The sequence below is a fragment of the Escherichia sp. E2586 genome, from assembly GCF_005781105.1.
Taxonomy (GTDB): Bacteria; Pseudomonadota; Gammaproteobacteria; order Enterobacterales; family Enterobacteriaceae; genus Escherichia.
Genome location: NZ_VATN01000015.1, coordinates 59137 through 81839, shown reverse-complemented (window position 1 = coordinate 81839; position 22703 = coordinate 59137). Strand labels below are relative to the sequence as shown.

Annotated in this window: 23 protein-coding genes; 13 read left to right on the top strand and 10 right to left on the bottom strand. The window is 51.8% G+C overall.

Translation table 11 applies throughout. The annotated features are described in order from the left end of the window. Nucleotides 1-50: 50 nt before the first annotated feature. From ibaG to mlaF, 6 genes are all read right to left on the bottom strand, one after another. Nucleotides 51-305 (bottom strand): BolA family iron metabolism protein IbaG, encoded by a 255-nt coding sequence (ibaG, locus tag FEK50_RS15775; RefSeq protein ID WP_010379217.1) that lies wholly within the window; start codon nucleotides 303-305, stop codon nucleotides 51-53. Between the two features lie 159 nt (nucleotides 306-464). Continuing rightward, complete coding sequence (gene mlaB, locus FEK50_RS15770; protein WP_130204582.1) at nucleotides 465-758, bottom strand: lipid asymmetry maintenance protein MlaB; 294 nt, start codon at nucleotides 756-758, stop codon at nucleotides 465-467. After that, nucleotides 758-1393 carry a phospholipid-binding protein MlaC gene (mlaC, locus tag FEK50_RS15765; protein ID WP_130204580.1) on the bottom strand — a complete coding sequence of 212 codons (636 nt, stop codon included), beginning with the start codon at nucleotides 1391-1393 and terminating at the stop codon, nucleotides 758-760. The genes mlaB and mlaC overlap by 1 nt, the downstream gene beginning before the upstream one ends. An 18-nt stretch (nucleotides 1394-1411) precedes the next feature. Then, complete coding sequence (gene mlaD / locus FEK50_RS15760) at nucleotides 1412-1963, bottom strand: outer membrane lipid asymmetry maintenance protein MlaD (protein ID WP_130223776.1); 552 nt, start codon at nucleotides 1961-1963, stop codon at nucleotides 1412-1414. A gap of 4 nt (nucleotides 1964-1967) precedes the next feature. Then, nucleotides 1968-2750 (bottom strand): lipid asymmetry maintenance ABC transporter permease subunit MlaE, encoded by a 783-nt coding sequence (gene mlaE / locus FEK50_RS15755; RefSeq protein WP_000925792.1) that lies wholly within the window; start codon nucleotides 2748-2750, stop codon nucleotides 1968-1970. A 7-nt stretch (nucleotides 2751-2757) separates the two neighbouring features. Continuing rightward, nucleotides 2758-3567, bottom strand: coding sequence for a phospholipid ABC transporter ATP-binding protein MlaF (mlaF, locus tag FEK50_RS15750; RefSeq protein WP_130204576.1), 810 nt, complete (start codon nucleotides 3565-3567; stop codon nucleotides 2758-2760). 209 nt (nucleotides 3568-3776) lie between these two features. Here mlaF and FEK50_RS15745 point away from each other — a divergent pair, with 209 nt between their 5' ends. The 12 genes from FEK50_RS15745 (at nucleotide 3777) to yrbL (ending at nucleotide 12595) form a co-directional block, all read left to right on the top strand. Next, nucleotides 3777-4754, top strand: coding sequence for a calcium/sodium antiporter (locus FEK50_RS15745; protein WP_130219199.1), 978 nt, complete (start codon nucleotides 3777-3779; stop codon nucleotides 4752-4754). A 13-nt stretch (nucleotides 4755-4767) separates the two neighbouring features. Further along, complete coding sequence (kdsD, locus tag FEK50_RS15740) at nucleotides 4768-5754, top strand: arabinose-5-phosphate isomerase KdsD (protein ID WP_130204572.1); 987 nt, start codon at nucleotides 4768-4770, stop codon at nucleotides 5752-5754. Nucleotides 5755-5774: 20 nt separating this feature from the next. Beyond that, a complete protein-coding gene (kdsC, locus tag FEK50_RS15735) occupies nucleotides 5775-6341 on the top strand; it encodes a 3-deoxy-manno-octulosonate-8-phosphatase KdsC (protein WP_130204570.1) in 567 nt (188 codons plus the stop codon). After that, the gene (gene lptC / locus FEK50_RS15730) at nucleotides 6338-6913 is read left to right on the top strand and encodes an LPS export ABC transporter periplasmic protein LptC (RefSeq protein WP_064529518.1); all 576 of its coding nucleotides are present in this window, start codon (nucleotides 6338-6340) and stop codon (nucleotides 6911-6913) included. Before kdsC ends, lptC begins: the two co-directional genes overlap by 4 nt. After that, nucleotides 6882-7439 carry a lipopolysaccharide ABC transporter substrate-binding protein LptA gene (gene lptA, locus FEK50_RS15725; RefSeq protein ID WP_064529517.1) on the top strand — a complete coding sequence of 186 codons (558 nt, stop codon included), beginning with the start codon at nucleotides 6882-6884 and terminating at the stop codon, nucleotides 7437-7439. Before lptC ends, lptA begins: the two co-directional genes overlap by 32 nt. 6 nt (nucleotides 7440-7445) lie before the next feature. Further along, nucleotides 7446-8171 carry an LPS export ABC transporter ATP-binding protein gene (gene lptB / locus FEK50_RS15720; protein WP_000224099.1) on the top strand — a complete coding sequence of 242 codons (726 nt, stop codon included), beginning with the start codon at nucleotides 7446-7448 and terminating at the stop codon, nucleotides 8169-8171. A gap of 47 nt (nucleotides 8172-8218) precedes the next feature. After that, complete coding sequence (rpoN, locus tag FEK50_RS15715; RefSeq protein ID WP_105281056.1) at nucleotides 8219-9652, top strand: RNA polymerase factor sigma-54; 1434 nt, start codon at nucleotides 8219-8221, stop codon at nucleotides 9650-9652. A gap of 22 nt (nucleotides 9653-9674) precedes the next feature. Beyond that, the gene (hpf, locus tag FEK50_RS15710; RefSeq protein ID WP_001176602.1) at nucleotides 9675-9962 is read left to right on the top strand and encodes a ribosome hibernation promoting factor; all 288 of its coding nucleotides are present in this window, start codon (nucleotides 9675-9677) and stop codon (nucleotides 9960-9962) included. A 117-nt stretch (nucleotides 9963-10079) separates the two neighbouring features. After that, nucleotides 10080-10571: a PTS IIA-like nitrogen regulatory protein PtsN gene (gene ptsN / locus FEK50_RS15705; RefSeq protein WP_000183677.1), complete on the top strand. Its 492-nt coding sequence runs from the start codon at nucleotides 10080-10082 to the stop codon at nucleotides 10569-10571. Between the two features lie 45 nt (nucleotides 10572-10616). Continuing rightward, entirely contained in the window at nucleotides 10617-11471 is an 855-nt protein-coding gene (gene rapZ, locus FEK50_RS15700; RefSeq protein ID WP_000243741.1) for an RNase adapter RapZ, read from the top strand. Next, a complete protein-coding gene (npr, locus tag FEK50_RS15695; protein WP_000216792.1) occupies nucleotides 11468-11740 on the top strand; it encodes a PTS phosphocarrier protein NPr in 273 nt (90 codons plus the stop codon). The genes rapZ and npr overlap by 4 nt, the downstream gene beginning before the upstream one ends. A gap of 222 nt (nucleotides 11741-11962) precedes the next feature. Beyond that, nucleotides 11963-12595 carry a PhoP regulatory network protein YrbL gene (gene yrbL / locus FEK50_RS15690; RefSeq protein ID WP_131160907.1) on the top strand — a complete coding sequence of 211 codons (633 nt, stop codon included), beginning with the start codon at nucleotides 11963-11965 and terminating at the stop codon, nucleotides 12593-12595. Here the strand turns inward: yrbL and mtgA are convergent. The 4 genes from mtgA to FEK50_RS15670 form a co-directional block, all read right to left on the bottom strand. Further along, nucleotides 12592-13320 (bottom strand): monofunctional biosynthetic peptidoglycan transglycosylase, encoded by a 729-nt coding sequence (gene mtgA, locus FEK50_RS15685; RefSeq protein ID WP_131160906.1) that lies wholly within the window; start codon nucleotides 13318-13320, stop codon nucleotides 12592-12594. The genes yrbL and mtgA overlap by 4 nt on opposite strands. Then, nucleotides 13317-13970 carry an isoprenoid biosynthesis glyoxalase ElbB gene (gene elbB, locus FEK50_RS15680; RefSeq protein ID WP_131160905.1) on the bottom strand — a complete coding sequence of 218 codons (654 nt, stop codon included), beginning with the start codon at nucleotides 13968-13970 and terminating at the stop codon, nucleotides 13317-13319. The genes mtgA and elbB overlap by 4 nt, the downstream gene beginning before the upstream one ends. A 229-nt stretch (nucleotides 13971-14199) precedes the next feature. After that, entirely contained in the window at nucleotides 14200-16536 is a 2337-nt protein-coding gene (arcB, locus tag FEK50_RS15675) for an aerobic respiration two-component sensor histidine kinase ArcB (RefSeq protein WP_130219189.1), read from the bottom strand. A gap of 95 nt (nucleotides 16537-16631) precedes the next feature. Next, nucleotides 16632-17561 (bottom strand): TIGR01212 family radical SAM protein, encoded by a 930-nt coding sequence (locus tag FEK50_RS15670; RefSeq protein WP_131160904.1) that lies wholly within the window; start codon nucleotides 17559-17561, stop codon nucleotides 16632-16634. 674 nt (nucleotides 17562-18235) lie between these two features. Between FEK50_RS15670 and gltB the strand changes: the two genes are divergently transcribed. Continuing rightward, complete coding sequence (gltB, locus tag FEK50_RS15665) at nucleotides 18236-22696, top strand: glutamate synthase large subunit (protein ID WP_131160903.1); 4461 nt, start codon at nucleotides 18236-18238, stop codon at nucleotides 22694-22696. The last annotated feature ends 7 nt before the right edge of the window (nucleotides 22697-22703 follow it).

Genomic DNA, 22703 nt, shown 5'->3' with positions numbered 1-22703 from the left:
TATGTTCTCAGTTAACAATTCATATCCGCTACCGGCGTATCGCCCATAGCTCAAAAGCCGTTCAGTTTGCGATCACGCGCCCACTCCGCAGGGGTATACGCTTTGATCGACACAGCATGAATGCGGTTATCCGCAATATATTCCATCAGCGGACCGTAAACCGTCTGCTGTTTTTTAACCCGGCTCATGCCATCAAACATCTCACCCACGGCAATAACCTGAAAGTGGCTGCCATCGCCGGAAACGTGGACTTCCTGGAGGGAAAGAGCGTTCATCAGCACGCTCTGAATTTCATTATTTTCCATGGGATCTTCATTCATCAGTTAATAAACCAGCGAAACATCTTAGAGCAAAGTTGCGCTGTCATAAATAAGCAAAAAGCCTTGCTGATTAATCAGACAAGGCTCGACTTACTGGTAGGTTTGCCGGACTGGCGGGTAACGCCTTATCCAGCCTGAAAAAAATTAACGAGGCAGAACATCAGACGGCAAATTATACAATTTTGCCAGGGTATACACCTTGTCGTTTACCCCCTGAAGCGTCACGCTGTTGCCTTGCTTTTTCGCCAGATCGATCAGATGGAGCAGCAACGCCAGTCCACCCGTATCAACGCGGGACACTCGACTAAGATCGATGCGGGTAATCCCCCTCACCGCTTCGTCACGCATTTCCCAAAGCGGCAGCAGAACGTCCTGATCCAGCTCTCCGGTCAATACCAGGGTGTCACCCGTCTGCATCCAGCTCAGTGACTCGCTCATTATTTTTTCTCTTCCAGGGTGATTTTCTGTTGAGAAATAGACTTCAGTTGTGCGGTCAGACCATCGATGCCTTTCGTGCGCAGTAAAGTCCCCCACTCATTTTGTTTCGTGGTGATCATGCTGACGCCTTCGGCAATCATGTCATAAGCCTGCCACTTGCCAGTCTGAGAGTTTTTACGCCACTGGAAATCGAGACGTACCGGTGGACGGCCATTCGGGTCAATAATGGTGACGCGGATAGGCACAATGGTTTTATCACCCAACGGCTGTTCTGGCGCAATCTGATAGGTCTGACCGTGATACATCGCCAGCGCCTGACCGTAAGCCTGCTTCAGATACTCATGGAAAGCGGCAAAGTAGGCTTCACGCTGGGCTGGGGTCGCGCTTTTGTAGTACTGACCCAGTACCAGCGCACCGGCGTATTTTATCTGTACGTACGGAAGCAGTTCCTGATCGACGATGGTACGCAGGTAATCAGGATTAGCCCGAATTTGCGATTGTTCATTCTTCAGGCGATCGAACGTTTTCTGTGCCGCCTCGTCCATCAGCTTATACGGATTGGTCTGATCTGCCGCGGTTGCCGCACTCAGCGGTGCAATCATTAGCAAAGCGACCATCATTAAACGTTTAAACATGCGTCGGTTCTCCTGAAATTATTTCGTTGTACCCACAGGTTCAGTGGTTTCATTATTACCTGGCGCAGCGGCTGGCGCATCGCCACTATTCTTATTGTCATCGCCTTTACTGCCGTAAAGGAACTGACCAATGAGATCTTCCAGAACCATCGCAGATTTGGTGTCCTGAATCGTATCCCCCTCTTTCAGAATAGCAGTCCCCAGTTCCGGGTCTTCAAAACCGACGTTTAATGCCAGATATTGTTCCCCAAGCAAACCGGAAGTACGAATGCTCAACGAACTGGTATCAGGAATGTGGTTATAACGTTGTTCAATTTCCAGCGTCACGCGCGGTAGATAGGTTTTCGGGTCCAGCGTAATATCTGCAACCCGGCCGACGACAACACCACCAATACTGACCGGAGAGCGCGCTTTCAGCCCGCCGATATTATCGAACGTCGCATAAAGCGTGTAGGTCGGTTCAGTTCGCATTGACGTCACGTTTGCCGCTTTCAGGCAAACAAACAGCGCCGCCAGCAGTGCTGCTAATAAAAAGATACCCACCCAAATTTCATTTTTTTTCGTTTGCATGAACTCAATTCCCAAACATCAATGCGGTCAGCACAAAATCCAGCCCCAGTACGGCCAGAGACGAGTGGACAACGGTACGAGTGGTTGCCCGGCTAATCCCGGCAGAGGTCGGGATGGCGTCATAACCGTTAAACAGCGAAATCCACGTCACCGTAATAGCGAACACCACGCTCTTAATCAGACAGTTGACCAGATCCATACGCCAGTCGACGGCGTTTTGCATTGCCGACCAGAAGAACCCACTATCAATGCCTTTCCAACTGACGCCAACCAGCGATCCGCCCCAGATCCCCACGGCGACGAAAATTATCGTCAGCAGCGGTAGTGAAATTACCCCAGCCCAGAAACGTGGGGAAATGACGCGGCGCAGTGGATCCACGGCCATCATCTCCATGCTGGAGAGCTGCTCTGTGGCGCGCATCAAACCGATTTCCGCAGTTAACGCCGAACCGGCACGTCCGGCAAACAGCAGTGCTGCGACCACCGGCCCCAGTTCGCGCAGCAGCGACAAGGCCACCAGCATCCCCAGACTGGTTTCCGCACTATAAGTGGTCAGCACCAGATAACCTTGCAGACCCAGCACCATTCCGATGAACACGCCAGAAACCACAATAATCAGCATCGACAGGACGCCGACATTATAGAGCTGACGCACCAACAGCGGCGCATGTTTGCGAAATTCCGGTTTGCCGACCAGCGCATTGAATAACATTAACCCGGCCCGCCCGAACGTTCTCAGGGTTTTAATCCCTTTATGTCCGAGCGACGCCAGCGCATTTAACAGCATGAGTGGCTTAACTCCCTGGTAAAAGATCAGCGTGATAATCGCCGGCAGGATAGCGGAACGGAACTGGTCCGTCAGCAATCCCGTCCAGAAACTGACGTACGCGAGGATCAGGATTCGCCTGCAACGCCTGGGCGCTACCGTGAGCGACAATCTTTTTGTCTGCCAGGATCCAGGCGTGATCAGCAATACTTAAGACTTCCGGCACATCGTGAGAAACCACCACACAGGTTACGCCCAGCGCGCTGTTCAGCTCGGAAATCAGCTTCACCAGGACGCCCATAGTGATGGGATCTTGCCCAACAAACGGCTCATCAAACATGATGAGATCCGGCTCCAGCGCAATTGCACGCGCCAGCGCCGCACGACGCGCCATCCCGCCTGAAAGCTCCGATGGCATAAGTTTGGCCGCTCCGCGCAGCCCCACGGCTTCCAGCTTCATCATCACCGTGCTATGCAGCAACGGCACGGGAAGGTGGGTATGCTCGCGCAGTGGGTAGGCGACGTTGTCAAAAACGTTCATATCGGTGAACAACGCGCCGGACTGAAACAACATGCTCATCCGTTTACGCACGGTATACAGGCGCGAACGAGACATCGCCGGAATATTCTCACCATCAAAAAGGATCTCACCGTGATCTGGCGCGATTTGCCCACCAATCAGACGGAGTAGCGTCGTTTTACCGATGCCTGATGGCCCCATAATCGCCGTGATCTTCCCTCGCGGCACGGTCAGGGAAATATTATCGAAGATGCAGCGATTGCCACGCGTAAAACTGACATCGCGCATATCGACTAAATTCGCCACAGACTGCTCCATAATTCACCCTTTGTCTTGCGTTGATTTTCTAAGCATGGCGCTCAATTTAACCTTGAACCCAACATATTTACAGAATATTACCCGCCGCGGTTAGCGAAAGCTGGCATTTGTTTTACTTTTTAGCCGCATAAAGTCAAAATTAAGAATTCATTACGGCTTTCTGAAAATCTTCAGCGGACCGGCGAGTATACCTGAAGAAAGGACGTTAGATGCTTTTAGCTACGGCACTGTTAATTGTTGGTTTACTTTTGGTCGTTTACAGTGCCGACCGTCTGGTATTTGCCGCCTCAATTCTTTGCCGCACTTTTGGCATCCCACCGCTGATCATCGGCATGACCGTAGTCAGTATTGGTACGTCACTTCCAGAAATAATCGTTTCGCTTGCCGCGTCGCTGCATGAACAACGAGATTTAGCCGTCGGCACAGCACTCGGCTCAAACATAATCAATATTTTACTGATCCTCGGTCTGGCTGCGCTGGTGCGCCCTTTTACCGTACATTCCGATGTTCTGCGCCGTGAATTACCATTAATGTTATTAGTCAGTGTGGTGGCCGGTTCCGTACTCTATGACGGACAACTTGGTCGCAGCGATGGTATCTTTCTCCTCTTTCTGGCTGTGCTATGGCTGCTGTTCATTGTTAAACTTGCACGTCAGGCAGAACGTCAGGGGACTGACAGCCTGACCAGAGAACAGCTTGCAGAGCTACCGCGCGAAGGCGGTTTACCTGTCGCGTTTTTATGGCTCGGCATTGCATTGATTATCATGCCGGTAGCAACGCGGATGGTGATTGACAACGCCACCGTACTGGCGAATTACTTTGCCATCAGCGAGTTGACTATTGGTCTGACGGCAATCGCTATCGGCACTAGTCTGCCGGAACTGGCAACCGCGATAGCAGGTTTTCGCAAAGGTGAAAACGACATTGCTGTCGGTAATATCATTGGCGCAAACATTTTTAATATTGTCATCGTGCTGGGTTTACCCGCGCTGATAACGCCCGGGGAGGTTAACCCACTGGCGTACAGCCGTGACTGCAGCGTGATGCTGTTGGTCAGTATTATTTTTGCGTTGCTATGCTGGCGACGCTCCCGGCAATCTGGCCGTGGCATTGGGGTATTATTAACAGGCGGATTTGTCGTATGGCTGGCGATGTTGTACTGGTTATCGCCAATACTCGTTGAATAACTGGAAACGCATTATGTCGCACGTAGAGTTGCAACCGGGTTTTGACTTTCAGCAAGCAGGTAAAGAAGTCCTGGCGATTGAACGTGAATGCCTGGCAGAGCTTGATCAATACATCAATCAGAATTTCACGCTCGCCTGTGAAAAGATGTTCTGGTGTAAAGGTAAAGTCGTGGTCATGGGAATGGGTAAATCGGGACACATTGGGCGCAAAATGGCAGCAACCTTTGCAAGCACCGGTACTCCGTCATTTTTCGTCCATCCCGGTGAGGCCGCACATGGCGATTTAGGCATGGTCACCCCGCAGGACGTGGTCATTGCGATTTCTAACTCAGGTGAATCCAGCGAAATCACGGCCTTAATCCCGGTACTCAAACGCCTGCATGTACCGTTAATTTGCATCACCGGTCGTCCGGAGAGCAGCATGGCACGCGCAGCAGACGTGCATCTGTGTGTTAAAGTAGCGAAAGAAGCCTGTCCGTTAGGGCTGGCACCAACCAGCAGTACTACCGCGACGCTGGTCATGGGAGATGCGCTCGCCGTCGCCTTGTTGAAAGCGCGCGGCTTTACCGCCGAAGATTTTGCACTTTCGCATCCAGGCGGCGCACTTGGTCGTAAACTTCTGCTTCGCGTCAGCGATATTATGCATACGGGCGACGAGATCCCGCATGTCAAGAAAACAGCCAGCCTGCGCGATGCGCTGCTGGAAGTCACCCGCAAAAATCTTGGTATGACCGTCATTTGCGATGACAATATGATGATTGAAGGCATCTTTACCGACGGTGATTTACGCCGTGTCTTCGATATGGGCGTGGATGTCCGTCAGTTAGGTATTGCCGATGTGATGACGCCAGGGGGAATTCGTGTACGTCCTGGCATTCTGGCCGTTGAGGCGCTGAACTTAATGCAGTCCCGCCATATCACTTCCGTAATGGTTGCCGATGGCGACCACTTACTCGGTGTGTTACATATGCACGATTTATTGCGTGCTGGCGTAGTGTAAAGATTCAAGGATAAACAACAATGAGTAAAGCAGGTGCGTCGCTTGCGACCTGTTACGGCCCTGTTAGCGCCAATGTGATGGCAAAAGCAGAGAACATTCGTCTGCTGATCCTCGACGTTGATGGCGTATTGTCAGATGGTCTGATTTATATGGGTAACAATGGCGAAGAGCTGAAAGCGTTCAATGTTCGTGACGGTTACGGTATCCGCTGTGCGCTCACCTCTGATATTGAAGTCGCCATCATTACTGGACGAAAGGCTAAACTGGTAGAAGATCGGTGTGCAACGTTAGGGATCACCCATCTGTATCAGGGGCAATCAAACAAGCTTATCGCCTTTGGCGATCTGCTGGAAAAACTGGCGATTGCGCCAGAAAACGTGGCTTACGTTGGTGATGATCTTATCGACTGGCCAGTGATGGAAAAAGTGGGCTTAAGCGTGGCCGTAGCCGATGCGCATCCGCTATTGATTCCGCGCGCTGATTACGTGACGCGCATTGCTGGCGGTCGTGGCGCGGTTCGTGAAGTTTGCGACTTATTACTTCTGGCGCAGGGCAAACTGGATGAAGCCAAAGGGCAATCGATATGAGTAAAGCCAGACGTTGGGTTATCATTGTGCTATCACTGGCGGTTCTGGTGATGATCGGCGTTAACATGACCGAGAAAGACGATACCGCCCAGGTGGTCGTCAACAACAATGATCCCACCTATAAAAGCGAGCATACGGACACGCTCGTCTATAACCCAGAAGGAGCCCTAAGCTATCGATTGATTGCTCAACACGTTGAATATTATTCCGATCAGGCCGTTTCGTGGTTTACGCAACCCGTACTTACCACGTTTGATAAGGATAAAATCCCGACATGGTCGGTTAAAGCAGATAAAGCCAAGCTAACCAATGACCGGATGCTCTATTTATATGGACACGTTGAAGTCAACGCACTCGTGCCGGACTCTCAACTTCGCAGAATCACGACGGATAACGCGCAGATCAATCTGGTGACGCAGGATGTTACCTCTGAAGACCTCGTCACGTTATACGGAACAACATTTAACTCCAGCGGTCTGAAAATGCGCGGCAACTTACGCAGCAAGAATGCCGAGCTGATTGAAAAGGTTAGAACATCCTATGAAATTCAAAACAAACAAACTCAGCCTTAATCTTGTGCTTGCCAGCTCACTTCTGGCCGCCAGCATTCCGGCATTTGCCGTTACCGGAGATACTGACCAACCGATCCACATTGAGTCGGACCAGCAATCTCTTGATATGCAAGGCAACGTGGTTACCTTTACCGGTAATGTCGTTGTGACTCAAGGCACCATTAAAATTAATGCCGATAAAGTGGTCGTCACCCGTCCGGGTGGTGAACAAGGCAAGGAAGTGATCGACGGTTACGGTAACCCGGCCACCTTCTATCAAATGCAGGATAACGGTAAGCCAGTCGAAGGCCATGCTTCCCAGATGCATTACGAACTGGCAAAAGATTTTGTCGTTCTGACGGGTAATGCTTATCTGCAGCAGGTCGATAGCAATATTAAGGGCGATAAAATCACTTACCTGGTGAAAGAGCAGAAAATGCAGGCTTTCAGTGACAAAGGTAAGCGTGTGACCACCGTTCTGGTGCCGTCACAGTTGCAGGACAAAAACAACAAAGGCCAGACCCCGGCGCAGAAGAAGGGTAATTAATTCGTTATGGCAACTTTAACTGCAAAGAACCTTGCAAAAGCCTATAAAGGCCGCCGCGTGGTGGAAGACGTCAGCCTGACCGTCAACTCCGGGGAGATTGTCGGTCTGCTGGGGCCTAACGGTGCCGGTAAGACGACCACTTTCTACATGGTCGTTGGCATTGTGCCGCGCGATGCGGGCAACATTATTATTGATGACGACGATATCAGCCTTCTGCCGCTGCATGCGCGTGCGCGTCGCGGTATCGGCTATTTGCCGCAGGAAGCCTCTATTTTCCGTCGCCTCAGCGTTTACGATAACCTGATGGCGGTACTGCAAATTCGTGACGACTTATCCGCTGAACAGCGTGAAGATCGCGCGAACGAGCTGATGGAAGAGTTCCACATTGAGCATTTACGCGACAGCATGGGGCAATCGCTCTCCGGTGGTGAACGCCGTCGTGTAGAAATTGCGCGCGCACTGGCTGCGAATCCGAAATTTATCCTCCTCGATGAACCATTTGCCGGGGTTGACCCGATCTCGGTTATCGACATCAAACGTATCATTGAACACCTGCGCGACAGCGGCCTGGGCGTGCTTATCACCGACCATAACGTGCGTGAAACGCTGGCTGTTTGTGAACGCGCTTATATCGTCAGCCAGGGGCATTTAATCGCTCATGGCACGCCGACAGAAATCTTACAAGATGAACATGTTAAGCGTGTATACCTTGGGGAAGACTTCAGACTCTGATAGGGTAGAAGTTTGCGACGTTTTAGCAGGAGAGTACGATTCTGAACATGAAGCAAGGTTTGCAACTCAGGCTTAGCCAACAACTGGCGATGACGCCTCAGCTACAACAGGCGATTCGTCTGTTGCAGTTGTCCACGCTGGAGCTTCAGCAGGAGCTACAGCAGGCGCTGGAAAGTAATCCATTGCTTGAGCAAATCGACACTCATGATGAAATCGACACTCACGAAACTCCAGACAGCGAAACGCTGGATACCGCTGACGCACTCGAACAAAAAGAGATGCCGGAAGAGCTGCCGCTCGATGCCAGTTGGGATACCATCTACACCGCCGGTACGCCATCAGGCACCAGCGGTGACTACATCGACGATGAGCTGCCGGTCTATCAGGGCGAAACGACGCAGACCTTGCAGGATTATCTGATGTGGCAGGTCGAGCTGACACCGTTTTCCGACACTGACCGCGCTATCGCCACCTCCATAGTCGATGCCGTTGATGACACCGGTTATCTGACCGTCCCGCTGGAAGATATTCTCGAAAGTATGGGCGATGAAGAGATCGACATCGATGAAGTTGAAGCAGTCCTGAAACGCATCCAGCGTTTTGATCCGGTCGGTGTGGCGGCGAAAGATCTGCGTGACTGTCTGCTGATCCAACTTTCCCAATTCGATAAAACCACGCCGTGGCTGGAAGAAGCTCGACTGATCATTAGCGATCATCTCGATCTGCTGGCCAATCACGACTTTCGCTCATTAATGCGCGTCACGCGTCTGAAAGAAGATGTGCTGAAAGAAGCCGTCAATCTGATCCAGTCACTCGATCCACGCCCCGGCCAGTCGATCCAGACCGGTGAACCGGAATATGTCATCCCTGATGTGCTGGTGCGTAAGCATAACGGCCAGTGGACGGTTGAACTGAACAGCGACAGTATTCCACGTCTGCAAATCAACCAGCATTACGCCTCAATGTGCAATAACGCACGTAACGATGGCGACAGTCAGTTTATCCGCAGCAATCTGCAGGATGCTAAATGGTTGATTAAGAGCCTGGAAAGCCGTAACGATACGCTGCTGCGCGTCAGTCGCTGTATTGTTGAACAACAGCAAGCCTTCTTTGAGCAAGGCGAAGAATATATGAAACCGATGGTGCTGGCTGATATCGCCCAAGCCGTCGAGATGCATGAATCGACGATATCTCGCGTGACCACGCAAAAGTACCTGCATAGTCCACGAGGCATTTTTGAACTGAAGTATTTCTTTTCCAGTCACGTCAATACCGAAGGGGGTGGCGAGGCCTCTTCCACGGCGATTCGTGCACTGGTGAAGAAATTAATCGCGGCGGAAAACCCAGCGAAACCGTTGAGCGACAGCAAGTTAACCTCTTTGTTGTCAGAACAAGGTATCATGGTGGCACGCCGTACTGTTGCGAAGTACCGAGAGTCTTTATCCATTCCGCCGTCAAACCAGCGTAAACAGCTCGTTTGACCCAACCGATAAGGAAGACACTATGCAGCTCAACATTACCGGAAATAACGTCGAGATCACCGAGGCCCTGCGCGAATTTGTCACCTCAAAGTTTGCCAAACTTGAGCAATATTTTGACCGAATCAACCAGGTTTATGTTGTTCTGAAAGTGGAGAAAGTCACCCACACCTCAGATGCAACACTGCATGTTAACGGTGGCGAAATTCATGCCAGCGCGGAAGGTCAGGACATGTACGCCGCCATTGATGGCTTAATTGATAAGTTGGCACGTCAGCTAACCAAGCATAAAGATAAATTGAAACAACACTAATTGTCCGGGCAATTAGCAAGTGCATGGCGGCCTGTTGTATGGCACAACAGGCCATTTGTACGGTTAATGCTCCGAATCTGCCCCACTGTTTGAGTGGGCAGATTCTTAGGTGAAATTATGACAAATAATGATACAACTCTACAGCTTAGCAGTGTTCTTAACAGGGAATGTACGCGAAGCCGCGTCCACTGTCAGAGCAAAAAACGCGCCCTGGAAATCATCAGCGAACTGGCGGCAAAACAACTTAGCCTGCCACCGCAGGTGGTTTTTGAAGCTATTCTGACGCGGGAAAAAATGGGCAGTACCGGTATTGGTAATGGCATTGCCATTCCGCACGGCAAACTGGAAGAAGATACCCTACGCGCGGTTGGCGTTTTCGTTCAGCTAGAAACACCCATTGCTTTTGATGCCATCGATAACCAGCCGGTAGACTTACTTTTTGCCCTGTTGGTACCCGCAGACCAAACCAAAACGCACCTGCACACTCTTTCGCTGGTCGCGAAACGTCTGGCGGACAAAACTATCTGCCGCCGTTTACGTGCAGCCCAGAGCGATGAAGAGCTGTATCAAATCATTACGGATACCGAAGGTACTCCGGATGAAACGTAGTTATTCTGTAATGTCTCTTTTAGACGTTGTGAGGAGAAACAGTACATGGTACTGATGATCGTCAGCGGACGTTCAGGGTCAGGCAAATCTGTCGCCCTGCGGGCGCTGGAAGATATGGGTTTTTACTGCGTGGATAACCTTCCCGTAGTGCTGTTACCCGATCTGGCTCGGACTCTGGCCGATCGCGAGATTTCTGCCGCCGTCAGCATTGATGTCCGCAATATGCCAGAGTCGCCAGAAATATTCGAACAGGCGATGAGCAATCTGCCTGATGCTTTCTCACCGCAACTCCTGTTTCTCGATGCCGATCGTAACACGCTGATTCGTCGTTACAGCGATACGCGCCGCCTGCATCCGCTTTCCAGCAAAAATCTGTCGCTGGAAAGTGCTATCGACAAAGAAAGCGATCTGCTGGAACCGCTGCGTTCACGGGCGGATCTGATTGTCGATACGTCTGAAATGTCCGTTCATGAACTGGCAGAAATGCTGCGTACCCGCCTGCTGGGTAAACGCGAGCGTGAACTGACAATGGTCTTTGAATCCTTCGGCTTCAAACACGGTATTCCTATCGACGCGGATTACGTCTTTGACGTACGTTTCCTGCCGAACCCACACTGGGATCCGAAACTGCGTCCGATGACGGGCCTTGATAAACCTGTCGCCGCATTCCTCGATAGGCACACAGAAGTACACAATTTTATCTACCAGACGCGTAGCTATCTTGAGCTATGGTTACCTATGCTGGAAACCAACAACCGTAGCTACCTGACGGTCGCCATTGGTTGTACTGGCGGGAAACACCGTTCGGTGTATATTGCAGAACAGTTGGCTGACTACTTCCGCTCACGCGGTAAAAACGTCCAGTCACGCCATCGCACGCTGGAAAAACGTAAACCATGACCGTCAAACAAACTGTCGAAATCACTAACAAGCTGGGCATGCATGCCCGGCCTGCTATGAAACTGTTTGAATTAATGCAGGGTTTTGACGCCGAAGTGCTTTTACGTAATGACGAAGGCACCGAGGCTGAAGCCAACAGCGTTATTGCGCTGTTGATGCTGGATTCTGCCAAAGGACGACAGATTGAAGTCGAAGCGACCGGTCCGCAGGAAGTTGAGGCGCTGGCCGCCGTCATCGCCCTCTTTAACTCAGGTTTTGACGAAGATTAATCTTCGTCATTCTGACGCTTAATTCCCCCGGGCACGCCCCTTCCGCCCTAACGTACGAAAAAAGCACAAACCCCAAATATCCCCATTTCTCGCAAATTGTACATTTCGTGCGCTTTTCTGTAAGTATAAAACCTTAAGAAAACCTTAAAAAAGCTTGTTTAGGTTTTGTTTAAGTTAAGCCCTCATACTGGAGACGGTCAGAAAATACCTCCAGGAGATGGCATGATTCGCTTATCTGAACAAAGTCCCCTGGGCACCGGAAGACATCGAAAATGTTATGCGCATCCGGAAGATGCCCAACGCTGTATTAAAATTGTCTACCACCGTGGCGACGGTGGTGATAAAGAGATCCGCCGTGAGTTAAAGTACTATGCACATCTTGGTCGTCGTTTGAAAGACTGGAGCGGTATTCCGCGCTATCACGGTACGGTTGAGACTGATTGCGGAACCGGTTATGTCTACGATGTGATTGCCGATTTTGATGGCAAACCGTCTATTACACTGAGCGAATTTGCTAAACAATGCCATTACGAAGAAGATATCGCGCAACTGCGTCAGTTATTGAAACAGTTAAAGCGTTATTTGCAGAATAACCACATCGTGACGATGTCGCTGAAGCCGCAGAATATTCTCTGCCACCGCATCAGTGAGTCAGAAATTATCCCTGTCGTCTGTGACAACATTGGTGAAAGCACGTTGATTCCATTGGCGACCTGGTCGAAGTGGTGTTGTCTGCGTAAGCAAGAGCGGTTGTGGCGACGTTTTATCACTCAACCAGCGTTAGCTGTTGCTCTGCAAAAAGAGGCGCAACCGAGTGAAAGCAAAAAGCTCTCCCTCACCTCGCGCGAAGCCTAATACAGCTGGTGTTGTTGCAAAAACGACTCACCGCCTAACTGATGCATTTGCTGCAAAATCCACGCCTGACGGCTACGCACGTAGCCCGAAGGTGCAGTAACTTTGAAACGAAGTGGATTGGGTAATACAGCCGCCAGTAACGCTGCTTCCGAACGGGTAAGTTTGCTGGCGGATTTATGGAAATAACGCTGTGCCGCAGCCTCGACGCCAAACACACCGTCGCCAAATTCGGCGACATTCAGGTAAACCGCCAGGATGCGCTTTTTGCTCCAGACCGTTTCTATCCCCAGTGTTAATCCGGCTTCCAGCCCTTTTCTTACCCAGCTTCGCCCATCCCACAAAAAGAGATTTTTAGCTGTCTGCTGCGAAATTGTTGATGCGCCGCGAATGCGGTTTTCATTGCGCTCGTTGTGCGCCAGGGCTTTCTCAATGGAAGCGACATCAAAACCCCAGTGCTCGGGAAATTTCTGATCTTCTGCGGCAATCACCGCCAGCCCCATCCACGGCGAGATTTGATCCATACTGACCCAGTCAGAATGCGCCACGTAACGAAAGTTACCGTGCAGCCAGGCACTTAGCTGACGCTCGGCCATCACCGCAGAGAACGGGACTGGCGCTATACTAAACAGCGCTATACCCCCGCCCCAGAGCACAAAGAGGACAATCGATAACCGCAGAATGAAACGGCGAACGAAACCGAACGCCGTTACGCGGCGTTTGCTCATTCCGCCAGAACCAGTACGCAGGAAACCAGCTTATCAATGCCACTTGCTGCTTCCGCAATGTTCTGTGCCAACATATACGCAGGTGTGGTAACAATCTTATTGTCTTCATCAACGACAATATCATCTACCGGACATGGCACATGCTCCGCACCCATATCTTCCAGCACTTCTGCGGTATCGATATCAGTACCGATAGTCAAACGCAGCGGGAAATTGAAGATTTTCGGCAACATTACCGGGGCAATGCACATAAAGCCAAGCGGTTTTCCGGCCTGATGCATTGCCAGCGCCAGCGCCTTTAACTCACGGTCTACGCTGCATTCACTGCCAAGACTGGCAAAATCACTTAAATTCTTTGCCGCGCCAAATCCACCCGGCACAATTAACGCATCCAGTTCGGAGGCATCAGCCTGTGCCAGAGGGCGGATCTCACCACGCGTAATACGCGCCGCTTCAATCAACACATTGCGCGTTTCCGCCATTGCTTCACCGGTTAAATGGTTGATGACATCAACCTGCTGCTTATCTGGAGCAAAACAAACTGCCTGCGCGCCGCTGCGAGATATCGCTAATAACGTCAATACCGCTTCATGAATTTCAGAACCGTCATAGACGCCGCATCCGCTCAGAACTACGCCAATTTTCTTCATTGTGATCATCCTTTCCCAATTGACTGAAACACATTAATTTTTTTAATAAAAACGCTACGCATCACACATTTAACTGATTCATGTAACAAATCATTTAAGATTTGCTATCTTAACTGCATGCGGCCTGAAAAACAGTGCTGTGCCTTTGTTACTTATCATAAAAAATTACGGCGCAGCCAAGATTTCCCTGGTGTTGGCGCAGTATTCGCGCACCCCGGTTTAGCCGGGGTCATTTTTTAGCGGCTTTTGCCACCCACGCTTTCAGCACTTCTACGTCGTGACGCCACTCTTCTTTCATCTCTTCAATCCATTCACCAACATTATCTTCCCATGCAGGAAGATCGGGAGACTGAATTTGCTGACCCAGCTGTTGTAAATGGCGTAACCCCACAGAACCCGCTGCGCCTTTAATTTTATGTCCTTCCTCAACGATGCCTTTTTTGTCCTGTGCCGTCAGGTTCGACTCCAGTACGCTGACATAGCCCGGCATCATCTTCTCAAACACGGCCAACCCGTCGGTAATCAACTTCGGTCCTACAAGTTCGAGATACTGCTCCAGCATGGGAATATCGAGCAATGCTTCTGATTTACCACTCTCTTCTGTCGTCACCGTGCTCTCCTCATCATCCTGGGTATCCCAGAATTTCTTGATCATCGCGGTTAGCGCCGGAACAGAAAGCGGCTTACTCAGCACATCATCCATTCCAGCATTGAGGTACTCTTGTTTATCTTTCAGCACGTTGGCGGTTAAGGCCACCAGCGGTGGTAAATCTTCACGCGGATAACGCTTCGTCAGTTCGCGTGATATATCCAGCCCGGTCATATCTGGTAACTGAATATCCAGCAATACAAGGTCGTATTCGCCCGGCTTAAACATCTCCAGTGCTGCCTTACCAGACATCGCCACATCAACGCTGTTGCCCAGTTTTTCCAGCACCGAACGGGCAACGATGACGTTCAGCTCAATGTCCTCTACCAACAGCACATTCAGCGCCGGTAAAGGCATATCATCTTCGTCAAACGCATCATCCACTTCTTCCGCCACCGACGGCGCGTGGATCGTCAGGGTAAAGGTAGAGCCTTTACCTTGTTCGCTGGTGACAGTGATATCACCGCCCATATTTTTCGCCAGTCGACGAGAAACCGCCAGGCCAATACCCGTACCGGTTGCAGGTTTGCCACCGTGGCTGTCTTTCACCTGATAATACATGGCGAAAATTTTATCCAGTTCATTCTGTGGAATACCGATGCCGGAGTCTTCCACTTCAAAATGCAGCATGTCGCCTTCGTCATAACGTACGCGAACAGTCACCTGGCCCTTCTGGGTAAATTTCACAGCGTTACTGATTAAGTTCCACAGGATCTGGCGTAAGCGAGTCCCGTCGGTAATCACCTGATGCGGCAGCGGCAGTGTTGGTTCAAGAACAAAGCGCAAGCCTTTTTGTTGCGCCTGCAGTGCGGAGAGGTTTTCCAGATCGGCCAGGAAGCTGGTGAAATCAACCGGCTGGTTATCGAGCTGAACTTTACGTCGCTCCATCTTATCCATATCAATAATATCGTTGAAGATATTCCCCAGAGTGATGGCGGAAACATGGATAGTTTTGAGATATTTTTCCTGCTCGGCGGTGAGCTCTGTATCCAGCAGAATTCGGCTTAAGCCGACGATACCGTTCAGCGGCGTACGCAACTCATGACTGATGGTGGAGATAAAGGTTGTTTTGTCGCGGCTGGCGCGTTCGAGCGCATCCTGATAACGCTTACGCTCGGTAATGTCGCGGCCGAACCCCATCAAGCCGTGGCGTTTACCCACGCGGTCGTAGTACGGCACTTTACGGATTTCAAAGCAGGCTTTGCGTCCATCCGGATAATCCAGCCACTGTTCATAGGTCAGTGACACATTATGACGGAACACCTTCTCGTCGGTTTCAATGACTTTCGCTGCGGCTTCCGGCGAGTAAACGTCCGCAGGTTTCAAATGCACCAACTGTTTTTCGCTTTTCCCGGTCAGCAGTTCCATCGCACGGTTACAGCCGGAAAACTCTTTATCTTCGTTACGGTAAAAAACCAGATCGGGTGAAGCATCAAGGAAGGAACGTAAGAACGAAGATTGTTGTTCGAGTTGAATTTGCGTCTCTTCGCGCTCTTTGATTTCAATTTTCAGCTGACCGAAGGTTTCCTGCAGTTCTGCTTCTGCTTTTTCACGAACGGCGATTTCCTGATTTAGCTGGGCAATATTATCTTTTAACTGAACGTTGAGGCTTAGATCGCGCTCGCGCATCTCCTCCAGCTTTTGTACCAGACGTGACAGGCGTTGCCGTGACTCCTCGAGTTGCTCAACGACTACCGAAAGAAAGTAGACCGCCCATGGCGTAATCAACAAACCAAAGAAAATAGAGCGGATAACATCAATGCTTTCGACCTGACCATGCAGCACCATGGTTACCGCCATTTGTACCACAATGGCAAGAACGACGAGGGCCAGCGCCAGCAACATTGAGAAGCGCACCAGACCTAACTTCATCATCAGGTCAACATAGTACTGCGCCAGCAGACGAATTTGCTTCATTAGGGGATTCCTTCACGACAACCTGCCCCAATAATACCCAATTCTGACAGTTACGTTATAAATTGTGTGAGAAATGCGGAATTCCCCTCAATGGCCTACGCCGTTGGAGGTAGCCACGGACGTCCCAGCGCCGATCCCTGTACGCCATGTTCAGTAAGATAGCGATCCAACTCAACCATACCCGTCCAGCGATTTTCACACCATAGCGGTGCAAGTAGCGTCGGGCGACGGGCGCTGGCGGAAATGCGGTGGTAGATCACTTCCGGCGGCGTATGGCGAATCATTTCTCCGGCAGTGAGCGTGTAATCTTCCAGTTCGATACCGTTCAAACGCCCCGCTTCCCAGGCTTTCGCCATAATGCTGCCTTTTACAATATGCAGCGGATGCAGCTTTATACCGTCCACGCCGGTTTCAACCACTCGCTCCAGCGTTTGCAAACATTCAGCCTGCCCTTCGCCAGGCAGTCCGACAATTAAGTGAGAACACACCTTCAGACCGCGCTGACGTGCCTGCTGGGTTGTACGCTGATAACAGGCAAAATCATGGCCGCGATTGATGCGATGCAGCGTTTTGTCGTGTGCGGTTTGCAGCCCCAGTTCCAGCCACACTTCATAGCCCTGGTCTTTATATTCACAAAGCAGATCAAGCACCGCATCTGGCACGCAGTCCGGGCGCGTACCAACACACAAACCAACGATATTGGCCTGGCTTACCGCCTGTTGATACATAGAACGCAGCACCTGAACTTCCGCAAAGGTGCTGGTATACGCCTGAAAGTAAGCCAGATAGCGTTTCGCGCGGTTAACTAAATTCGCCTGGTGCGCCAGTTGCTCGGCAATGGAACGATGCTGCTGCGCTTCATCGGCAAACGAGGCAACATTACAGAATGTGCAGCCGCCACGCCCGATGGTACCGTCACGGTTAGGGCAGCTAAAACCGCCGTGCAGCGTCAGCTTATGCACCTTTTGCCCATAGCGACGGGTGAGATCACCACCAAACATATTGACTAATTTCTGTAACTGCATAATCTGATAGACCGCGCCTTGAAAAGAGGCCAAAGCCTGCCATTTTTAGCTCAATTCGGCGATGACCTGGATCAATCGCCCTGCCCTGCTTTTATTAACTGCATAACCAATCACAATTAATGAAATTCCATGCAGAACAACATGAATTACTTTTGCTTATCTGGTATCGGATTTTTTTATCTCCTTATAGATTTTAGGCAAAAACAGTAGCATGAAACGCCATTGCCGATTAAAGCAGTATAAAATACTGGATTCTCTGCCTGTTCAAGGCAGGATAAGGGCTATCACGCCTCTAAGGCAGTCAGGAACTGAATGTTTCTCTTATGAGCATTGCATTAAGCCCAAAGAACTAATACCATTTAATTTCAATGAGTTATCAAAGAAATTTGCGCCAAAGCACATTTCCAGACCAATAAGCTTGCCATTTGACCTGTATCAGCTTTCCCGATAAGTTGGAAATCCGCTGGAAGCTTTCTGGATGAGCAGCCTGCTCATCATATTTATGCAGTAGTTGAGATCCCCTCTTCACCGTATTAACCGATGCGAAAAGGACAACAAGGGGGCGAATGCGAGGCGCGCGTATGACACGCAAACCCCGTCGCCACGCTCTTTCTGTGCCCGTGCGTAGCGGTTCGGAAGTGGGGTTCCCGCAGAGCCTGGGGAGGTTCACTGATATGTTGTACGATAAATCCCTTGAGAAGGATAACTGTGGTTTCGGCCTGATCGCCCACATAGAAGGCGAACCTAGCCACAAGGTAGTGCGTACTGCAATACACGCACTGGCCCGAATGCAGCACCGTGGTGCGATTCTCGCCGATGGTAAAACCGGTGACGGTTGCGGCCTGCTATTACAAAAACCGGATCGCTTTTTTCGCATCGTTGCGCAGGAGCGCGGCTGGCGTTTAGCAAAAAACTACGCCGTCGGGATGCTCTTCCTGAATAAAGATCCTGAACTCGCCGCTGCCGCACGCCGCATCGTTGAAGAAGAGCTGCAACGCGAAACCTTGTCGATTGTGGGCTGGCGTGATGTCCCCACTAACGAAGGCGTGCTGGGTGAAATCGCCCTCTCTTCTCTGCCACGCATTGAGCAAATTTTCGTTAACGCTCCGGCTGGCTGGCGTCCGCGTGATATGGAGCGCCGTCTGTTTATCGCCCGCCGCCGCATTGAAAAGCGTCTCGAAGCCGACAAAGACTTCTACGTCTGTAGCCTGTCGAATCTGGTGAACATCTATAAAGGTCTGTGTATGCCGGCAGATCTGCCGCGCTTTTATCTGGATCTTGCGGACCTGCGTCTGGAATCGGCCATTTGCCTGTTCCACCAGCGCTTCTCCACTAACACCGTACCGCGCTGGCCGCTGGCGCAGCCGTTCCGCTATCTGGCGCATAACGGCGAGATCAACACCATTACCGGTAACCGCCAATGGGCGCGCGCCCGGACCTATAAATTCCAGACGCCACTGATCCCTGACCTGCACGACGCCGCGCCATTCGTCAACGAAACGGGTTCTGACTCCAGCTCGATGGATAACATGCTGGAACTGTTGCTGGCTGGCGGGATGGATATCATCCGCGCTATGCGTCTGTTAGTACCACCCGCCTGGCAGAACAACCCGGATATGGACCCGGAACTGCGTGCCTTCTTTGACTTTAACTCCATGCATATGGAGCCGTGGGATGGCCCGGCGGGCATCGTGATGTCTGACGGTCGTTTTGCCGCCTGTAACCTTGACCGTAACGGTCTGCGTCCGGCGCGCTATGTCATCACCAAAGATAAGCTCATCACCTGCGCCTCTGAAGTCGGTATCTGGGATTATCAGCCTGACGAAGTGGTCGAAAAAGGCCGCGTCGGGCCAGGCGAACTGATGGTAATCGACACTCGCAGTGGGCGCATTCTGCACTCGGCAGAAACCGATGACGATCTGAAAAGCCGCCATCCATATAAAGAGTGGATGGAGAAAAACGTCCGCCGTCTGGTACCGTTTGAAGATCTGCCCGATGAAGAAGTAGGTAGCCGCGAACTGGACGACGACACGCTTGCCAGCTACCAGAAACAGTTTAACTACAGCGCGGAAGAGCTGGACTCTGTAATCCGTGTGCTGGGCGAAAACGGCCAGGAGGCGGTCGGTTCGATGGGCGACGACACTCCATTCGCCGTGCTCTCCAGTCAGCCGCGCATTATTTACGACTATTTCCGTCAGCAGTTTGCGCAGGTAACCAACCCGCCAATCGACCCGCTGCGTGAAGCGCACGTTATGTCGCTCGCCACCAGCATCGGTCGTGAAATGAACGTCTTCTGTGAAGCAGAAGGCCAGGCGCACCGTTTAAGCTTTAAATCGCCGATTCTGCTCTACTCCGATTTCAAACAGCTCACGACGATGAAAGAGGAGCACTACCGCGCAGATACGCTGGATATCACCTTTGACGTTACTAAAACCACGCTCGAAGCGACGGTCAAAGAGCTGTGCGACAAAGCCGAAAAAATGGTACGTAGCGGCACTGTGCTGCTGGTGCTCTCCGACCGGAATATCGCTAAAGATCGCCTGCCGGTTCCGGCCCCGATGGCGGTTGGCGCGATCCAGACTCGTCTGGTCGATCAAAGCCTGCGTTGCGATGCCAACATCATCGTCGAAACCGCCAGCGCCCGCGATCCGCACCATTTCGCCGTGTTGCTGGGCTTCGGCGCGACGGCTATATATCCGTACCTTGCCTATGAAACGCTGGGCCGCCTGGTAGACACTCAGGCGATTGCCAAAAATTATCGTACCGTGATGCTGAACTACCGTAACGGCATCAACAAAGGCTTGTACAAAATCATGTCCAAAATGGGCATCTCCACCATCGCCTCTTACCGCTGCTCGAAACTGTTCGAAGCGGTCGGCCTGCACGATGATGTAGTGGGCCTGTGCTTCCAGGGTGCGGTTAGCCGCATTGGCGGGGCGAGTTTTGAAGACTTCCAGCAGGATCTGCTGAACCTCTCGAAACGAGCCTGGCTGGCGCGCAAGCCCATCAGCCAGGGCGGCCTACTGAAATATGTGCACGGCGGCGAATACCACGCCTACAACCCGGACGTGGTGCGCACGCTGCAACAGGCGGTCCAGAGTGGCGAGTACAGCGACTATCAGGAATACGCGAAGCTGGTTAATGAGCGTCCGGCAACAACGCTGCGCGATCTGCTGGCAATTACGCCGGGTGATGAAGCGGTCAACATTGCTGATGTTGAACCGGCAAGCGAACTGTTTAAACGCTTCGATACCGCTGCAATGTCTATTGGCGCATTAAGCCCGGAAGCCCACGAAGCGCTGGCAGAAGCGATGAACAGCATCGGCGGTAACTCGAACTCCGGTGAAGGTGGTGAAGACCCTGCCCGCTATGGCACCAACAAAGTGTCGCGCATCAAGCAGGTGGCTTCCGGTCGATTCGGTGTTACTCCGGCGTACCTGGTCAATGCCGACGTCATTCAGATTAAAGTCGCCCAGGGCGCGAAGCCGGGTGAAGGCGGTCAGTTGCCGGGCGATAAAGTCACGCCTTACATCGCCAAACTGCGCTATTCGGTGCCGGGCGTGACACTGATCTCCCCGCCGCCGCACCACGATATCTACTCTATCGAGGACCTGGCGCAGCTGATTTTCGACCTCAAGCAGGTCAACCCGAAAGCGATGATCTCCGTAAAACTGGTGTCCGAACCGGGCGTCGGTACCATCGCGACTGGCGTGGCGAAAGCTTATGCCGATTTAATCACCATCGCAGGCTATGACGGCGGTACGGGGGCAAGCCCGCTGTCGTCGGTGAAATATGCAGGCTGCCCGTGGGAACTCGGTCTGGTGGAAACCCAGCAGGCGCTGGTTGCTAACGGTCTACGTCATAAAATTCGGTTGCAGGTTGATGGCGGCCTGAAAACGGGTGTCGATATCATCAAAGCGGCAATTCTCGGCGCAGAAAGCTTCGGCTTCGGCACTGGCCCAATGGTCGCGCTCGGCTGTAAATATCTGCGAATCTGCCACCTGAACAACTGCGCCACGGGTGTAGCAACTCAGGATGACAAACTGCGTAAGAATCACTATCACGGCCTGCCGTTCAAGGTGACGAATTACTTTGAGTTTATCGCCCGTGAAACCCGCGAGCTGATGGCACTGTTGGGCGTAACGCGTCTGGTGGATCTGATTGGTCGCACCGACCTGCTGAAAGAGCTGGACGGTTTCACCGCCAAACAGCAGAAACTGGCGCTGTCGAAGCTGCTGGAGACCGCCGAACCGCATCCAGGTAAGGCGCTCTACTGCACCGAAAACAACCCGCCGTTTGATAACGGCCTGCTGAATGCGCAGTTGCTGCAACAGGCGAAACCGTTTGTCGATGAACGCCAGAGCAAAACCTTCTGGTTCGATATTCGCAACACCGACCGTTCTGTCGGCGCGTCGCTTTCAGGCTATATCGCCCAAACGCACGGCGATCAGGGGCTGGCAGCCGATCCTATCAAAGCGTACTTCAACGGCACCGCAGGCCAGAGCTTCGGTGTGTGGAACGCGGGCGGCGTGGAACTGTACCTGACCGGTGATGCCAACGACTATGTTGGTAAAGGCATGGCGGGCGGCTTAATCGCCATTCGTCCTCCGGTTGGCTCAGCCTTCCGCAGCCATGAAGCAAGCATTATCGGCAACACCTGCCTGTACGGCGCCACTGGTGGTCGTCTGTATGCCGCAGGCCGCGCGGGTGAACGTTTCGGTGTGCGTAACTCGGGTGCGATTACCGTGGTTGAAGGCATTGGCGACAACGGCTGTGAATATATGACGGGTGGTATTGTCTGTATTCTGGGTAAAACCGGCGTTAACTTCGGCGCAGGCATGACCGGCGGCTTCGCTTACGTTCTCGATGAAAGCGGCGATTTCCGCAAACGCGTTAACCCGGAACTGGTGGAAGTATTAAGCGTTGACGATTTAGCTATCCATGAAGAGCATCTGCGTGGTCTTATCACCGAGCATGTGCAGCATACCGGTTCTCAGCGTGGTGAAGAGATTCTGGCAAACTGGTCAACCTTCGCCACTAAATTTGCGCTGGTTAAACCGAAGTCCAGTGATGTAAAAGCACTGCTGGGTCACCGTAGTCGTAGCGCAGCAGAGTTGCGCGTGCAGGCGCAGTAAGGGGTAG

What these genes read in the sequence shown, in the direction of transcription:
- ibaG (WP_010379217.1), bottom strand. Translation starts at nt 305, where the DNA reads ATGGAAAATAATGAAATTCAGAGCGTGCTGATGAACGCTCTTTCCCTC.
- mlaB (WP_130204582.1), bottom strand. Translation starts at nt 758, where the DNA reads ATGAGCGAGTCACTGAGCTGGATGCAGACGGGTGACACCCTGGTATTG.
- mlaC (WP_130204580.1), bottom strand. Translation starts at nt 1,393, where the DNA reads ATGTTTAAACGTTTAATGATGGTCGCTTTGCTAATGATTGCACCGCTG.
- mlaD (WP_130223776.1), bottom strand. Translation starts at nt 1,963, where the DNA reads ATGCAAACGAAAAAAAATGAAATTTGGGTGGGTATCTTTTTATTAGCA.
- mlaE (WP_000925792.1), bottom strand. Translation starts at nt 2,750, where the DNA reads ATGCTGTTAAATGCGCTGGCGTCGCTCGGACATAAAGGGATTAAAACC.
- mlaF (WP_130204576.1), bottom strand. Translation starts at nt 3,567, where the DNA reads ATGGAGCAGTCTGTGGCGAATTTAGTCGATATGCGCGATGTCAGTTTT.
- FEK50_RS15745 (WP_130219199.1), top strand. Translation starts at nt 3,777, where the DNA reads ATGCTTTTAGCTACGGCACTGTTAATTGTTGGTTTACTTTTGGTCGTT.
- kdsD (WP_130204572.1), top strand. Translation starts at nt 4,768, where the DNA reads ATGTCGCACGTAGAGTTGCAACCGGGTTTTGACTTTCAGCAAGCAGGT.
- kdsC (WP_130204570.1), top strand. Translation starts at nt 5,775, where the DNA reads ATGAGTAAAGCAGGTGCGTCGCTTGCGACCTGTTACGGCCCTGTTAGC.
- lptC (WP_064529518.1), top strand. Translation starts at nt 6,338, where the DNA reads ATGAGTAAAGCCAGACGTTGGGTTATCATTGTGCTATCACTGGCGGTT.
- lptA (WP_064529517.1), top strand. Translation starts at nt 6,882, where the DNA reads ATGAAATTCAAAACAAACAAACTCAGCCTTAATCTTGTGCTTGCCAGC.
- lptB (WP_000224099.1), top strand. Translation starts at nt 7,446, where the DNA reads ATGGCAACTTTAACTGCAAAGAACCTTGCAAAAGCCTATAAAGGCCGC.
- rpoN (WP_105281056.1), top strand. Translation starts at nt 8,219, where the DNA reads ATGAAGCAAGGTTTGCAACTCAGGCTTAGCCAACAACTGGCGATGACG.
- hpf (WP_001176602.1), top strand. Translation starts at nt 9,675, where the DNA reads ATGCAGCTCAACATTACCGGAAATAACGTCGAGATCACCGAGGCCCTG.
- ptsN (WP_000183677.1), top strand. Translation starts at nt 10,080, where the DNA reads ATGACAAATAATGATACAACTCTACAGCTTAGCAGTGTTCTTAACAGG.
- rapZ (WP_000243741.1), top strand. Translation starts at nt 10,617, where the DNA reads ATGGTACTGATGATCGTCAGCGGACGTTCAGGGTCAGGCAAATCTGTC.
- npr (WP_000216792.1), top strand. Translation starts at nt 11,468, where the DNA reads ATGACCGTCAAACAAACTGTCGAAATCACTAACAAGCTGGGCATGCAT.
- yrbL (WP_131160907.1), top strand. Translation starts at nt 11,963, where the DNA reads ATGATTCGCTTATCTGAACAAAGTCCCCTGGGCACCGGAAGACATCGA.
- mtgA (WP_131160906.1), bottom strand. Translation starts at nt 13,320, where the DNA reads ATGAGCAAACGCCGCGTAACGGCGTTCGGTTTCGTTCGCCGTTTCATT.
- elbB (WP_131160905.1), bottom strand. Translation starts at nt 13,970, where the DNA reads ATGAAGAAAATTGGCGTAGTTCTGAGCGGATGCGGCGTCTATGACGGT.
- arcB (WP_130219189.1), bottom strand. Translation starts at nt 16,536, where the DNA reads ATGAAGCAAATTCGTCTGCTGGCGCAGTACTATGTTGACCTGATGATG.
- FEK50_RS15670 (WP_131160904.1), bottom strand. Translation starts at nt 17,561, where the DNA reads ATGCAGTTACAGAAATTAGTCAATATGTTTGGTGGTGATCTCACCCGT.
- gltB (WP_131160903.1), top strand. Translation starts at nt 18,236, where the DNA reads ATGTTGTACGATAAATCCCTTGAGAAGGATAACTGTGGTTTCGGCCTG.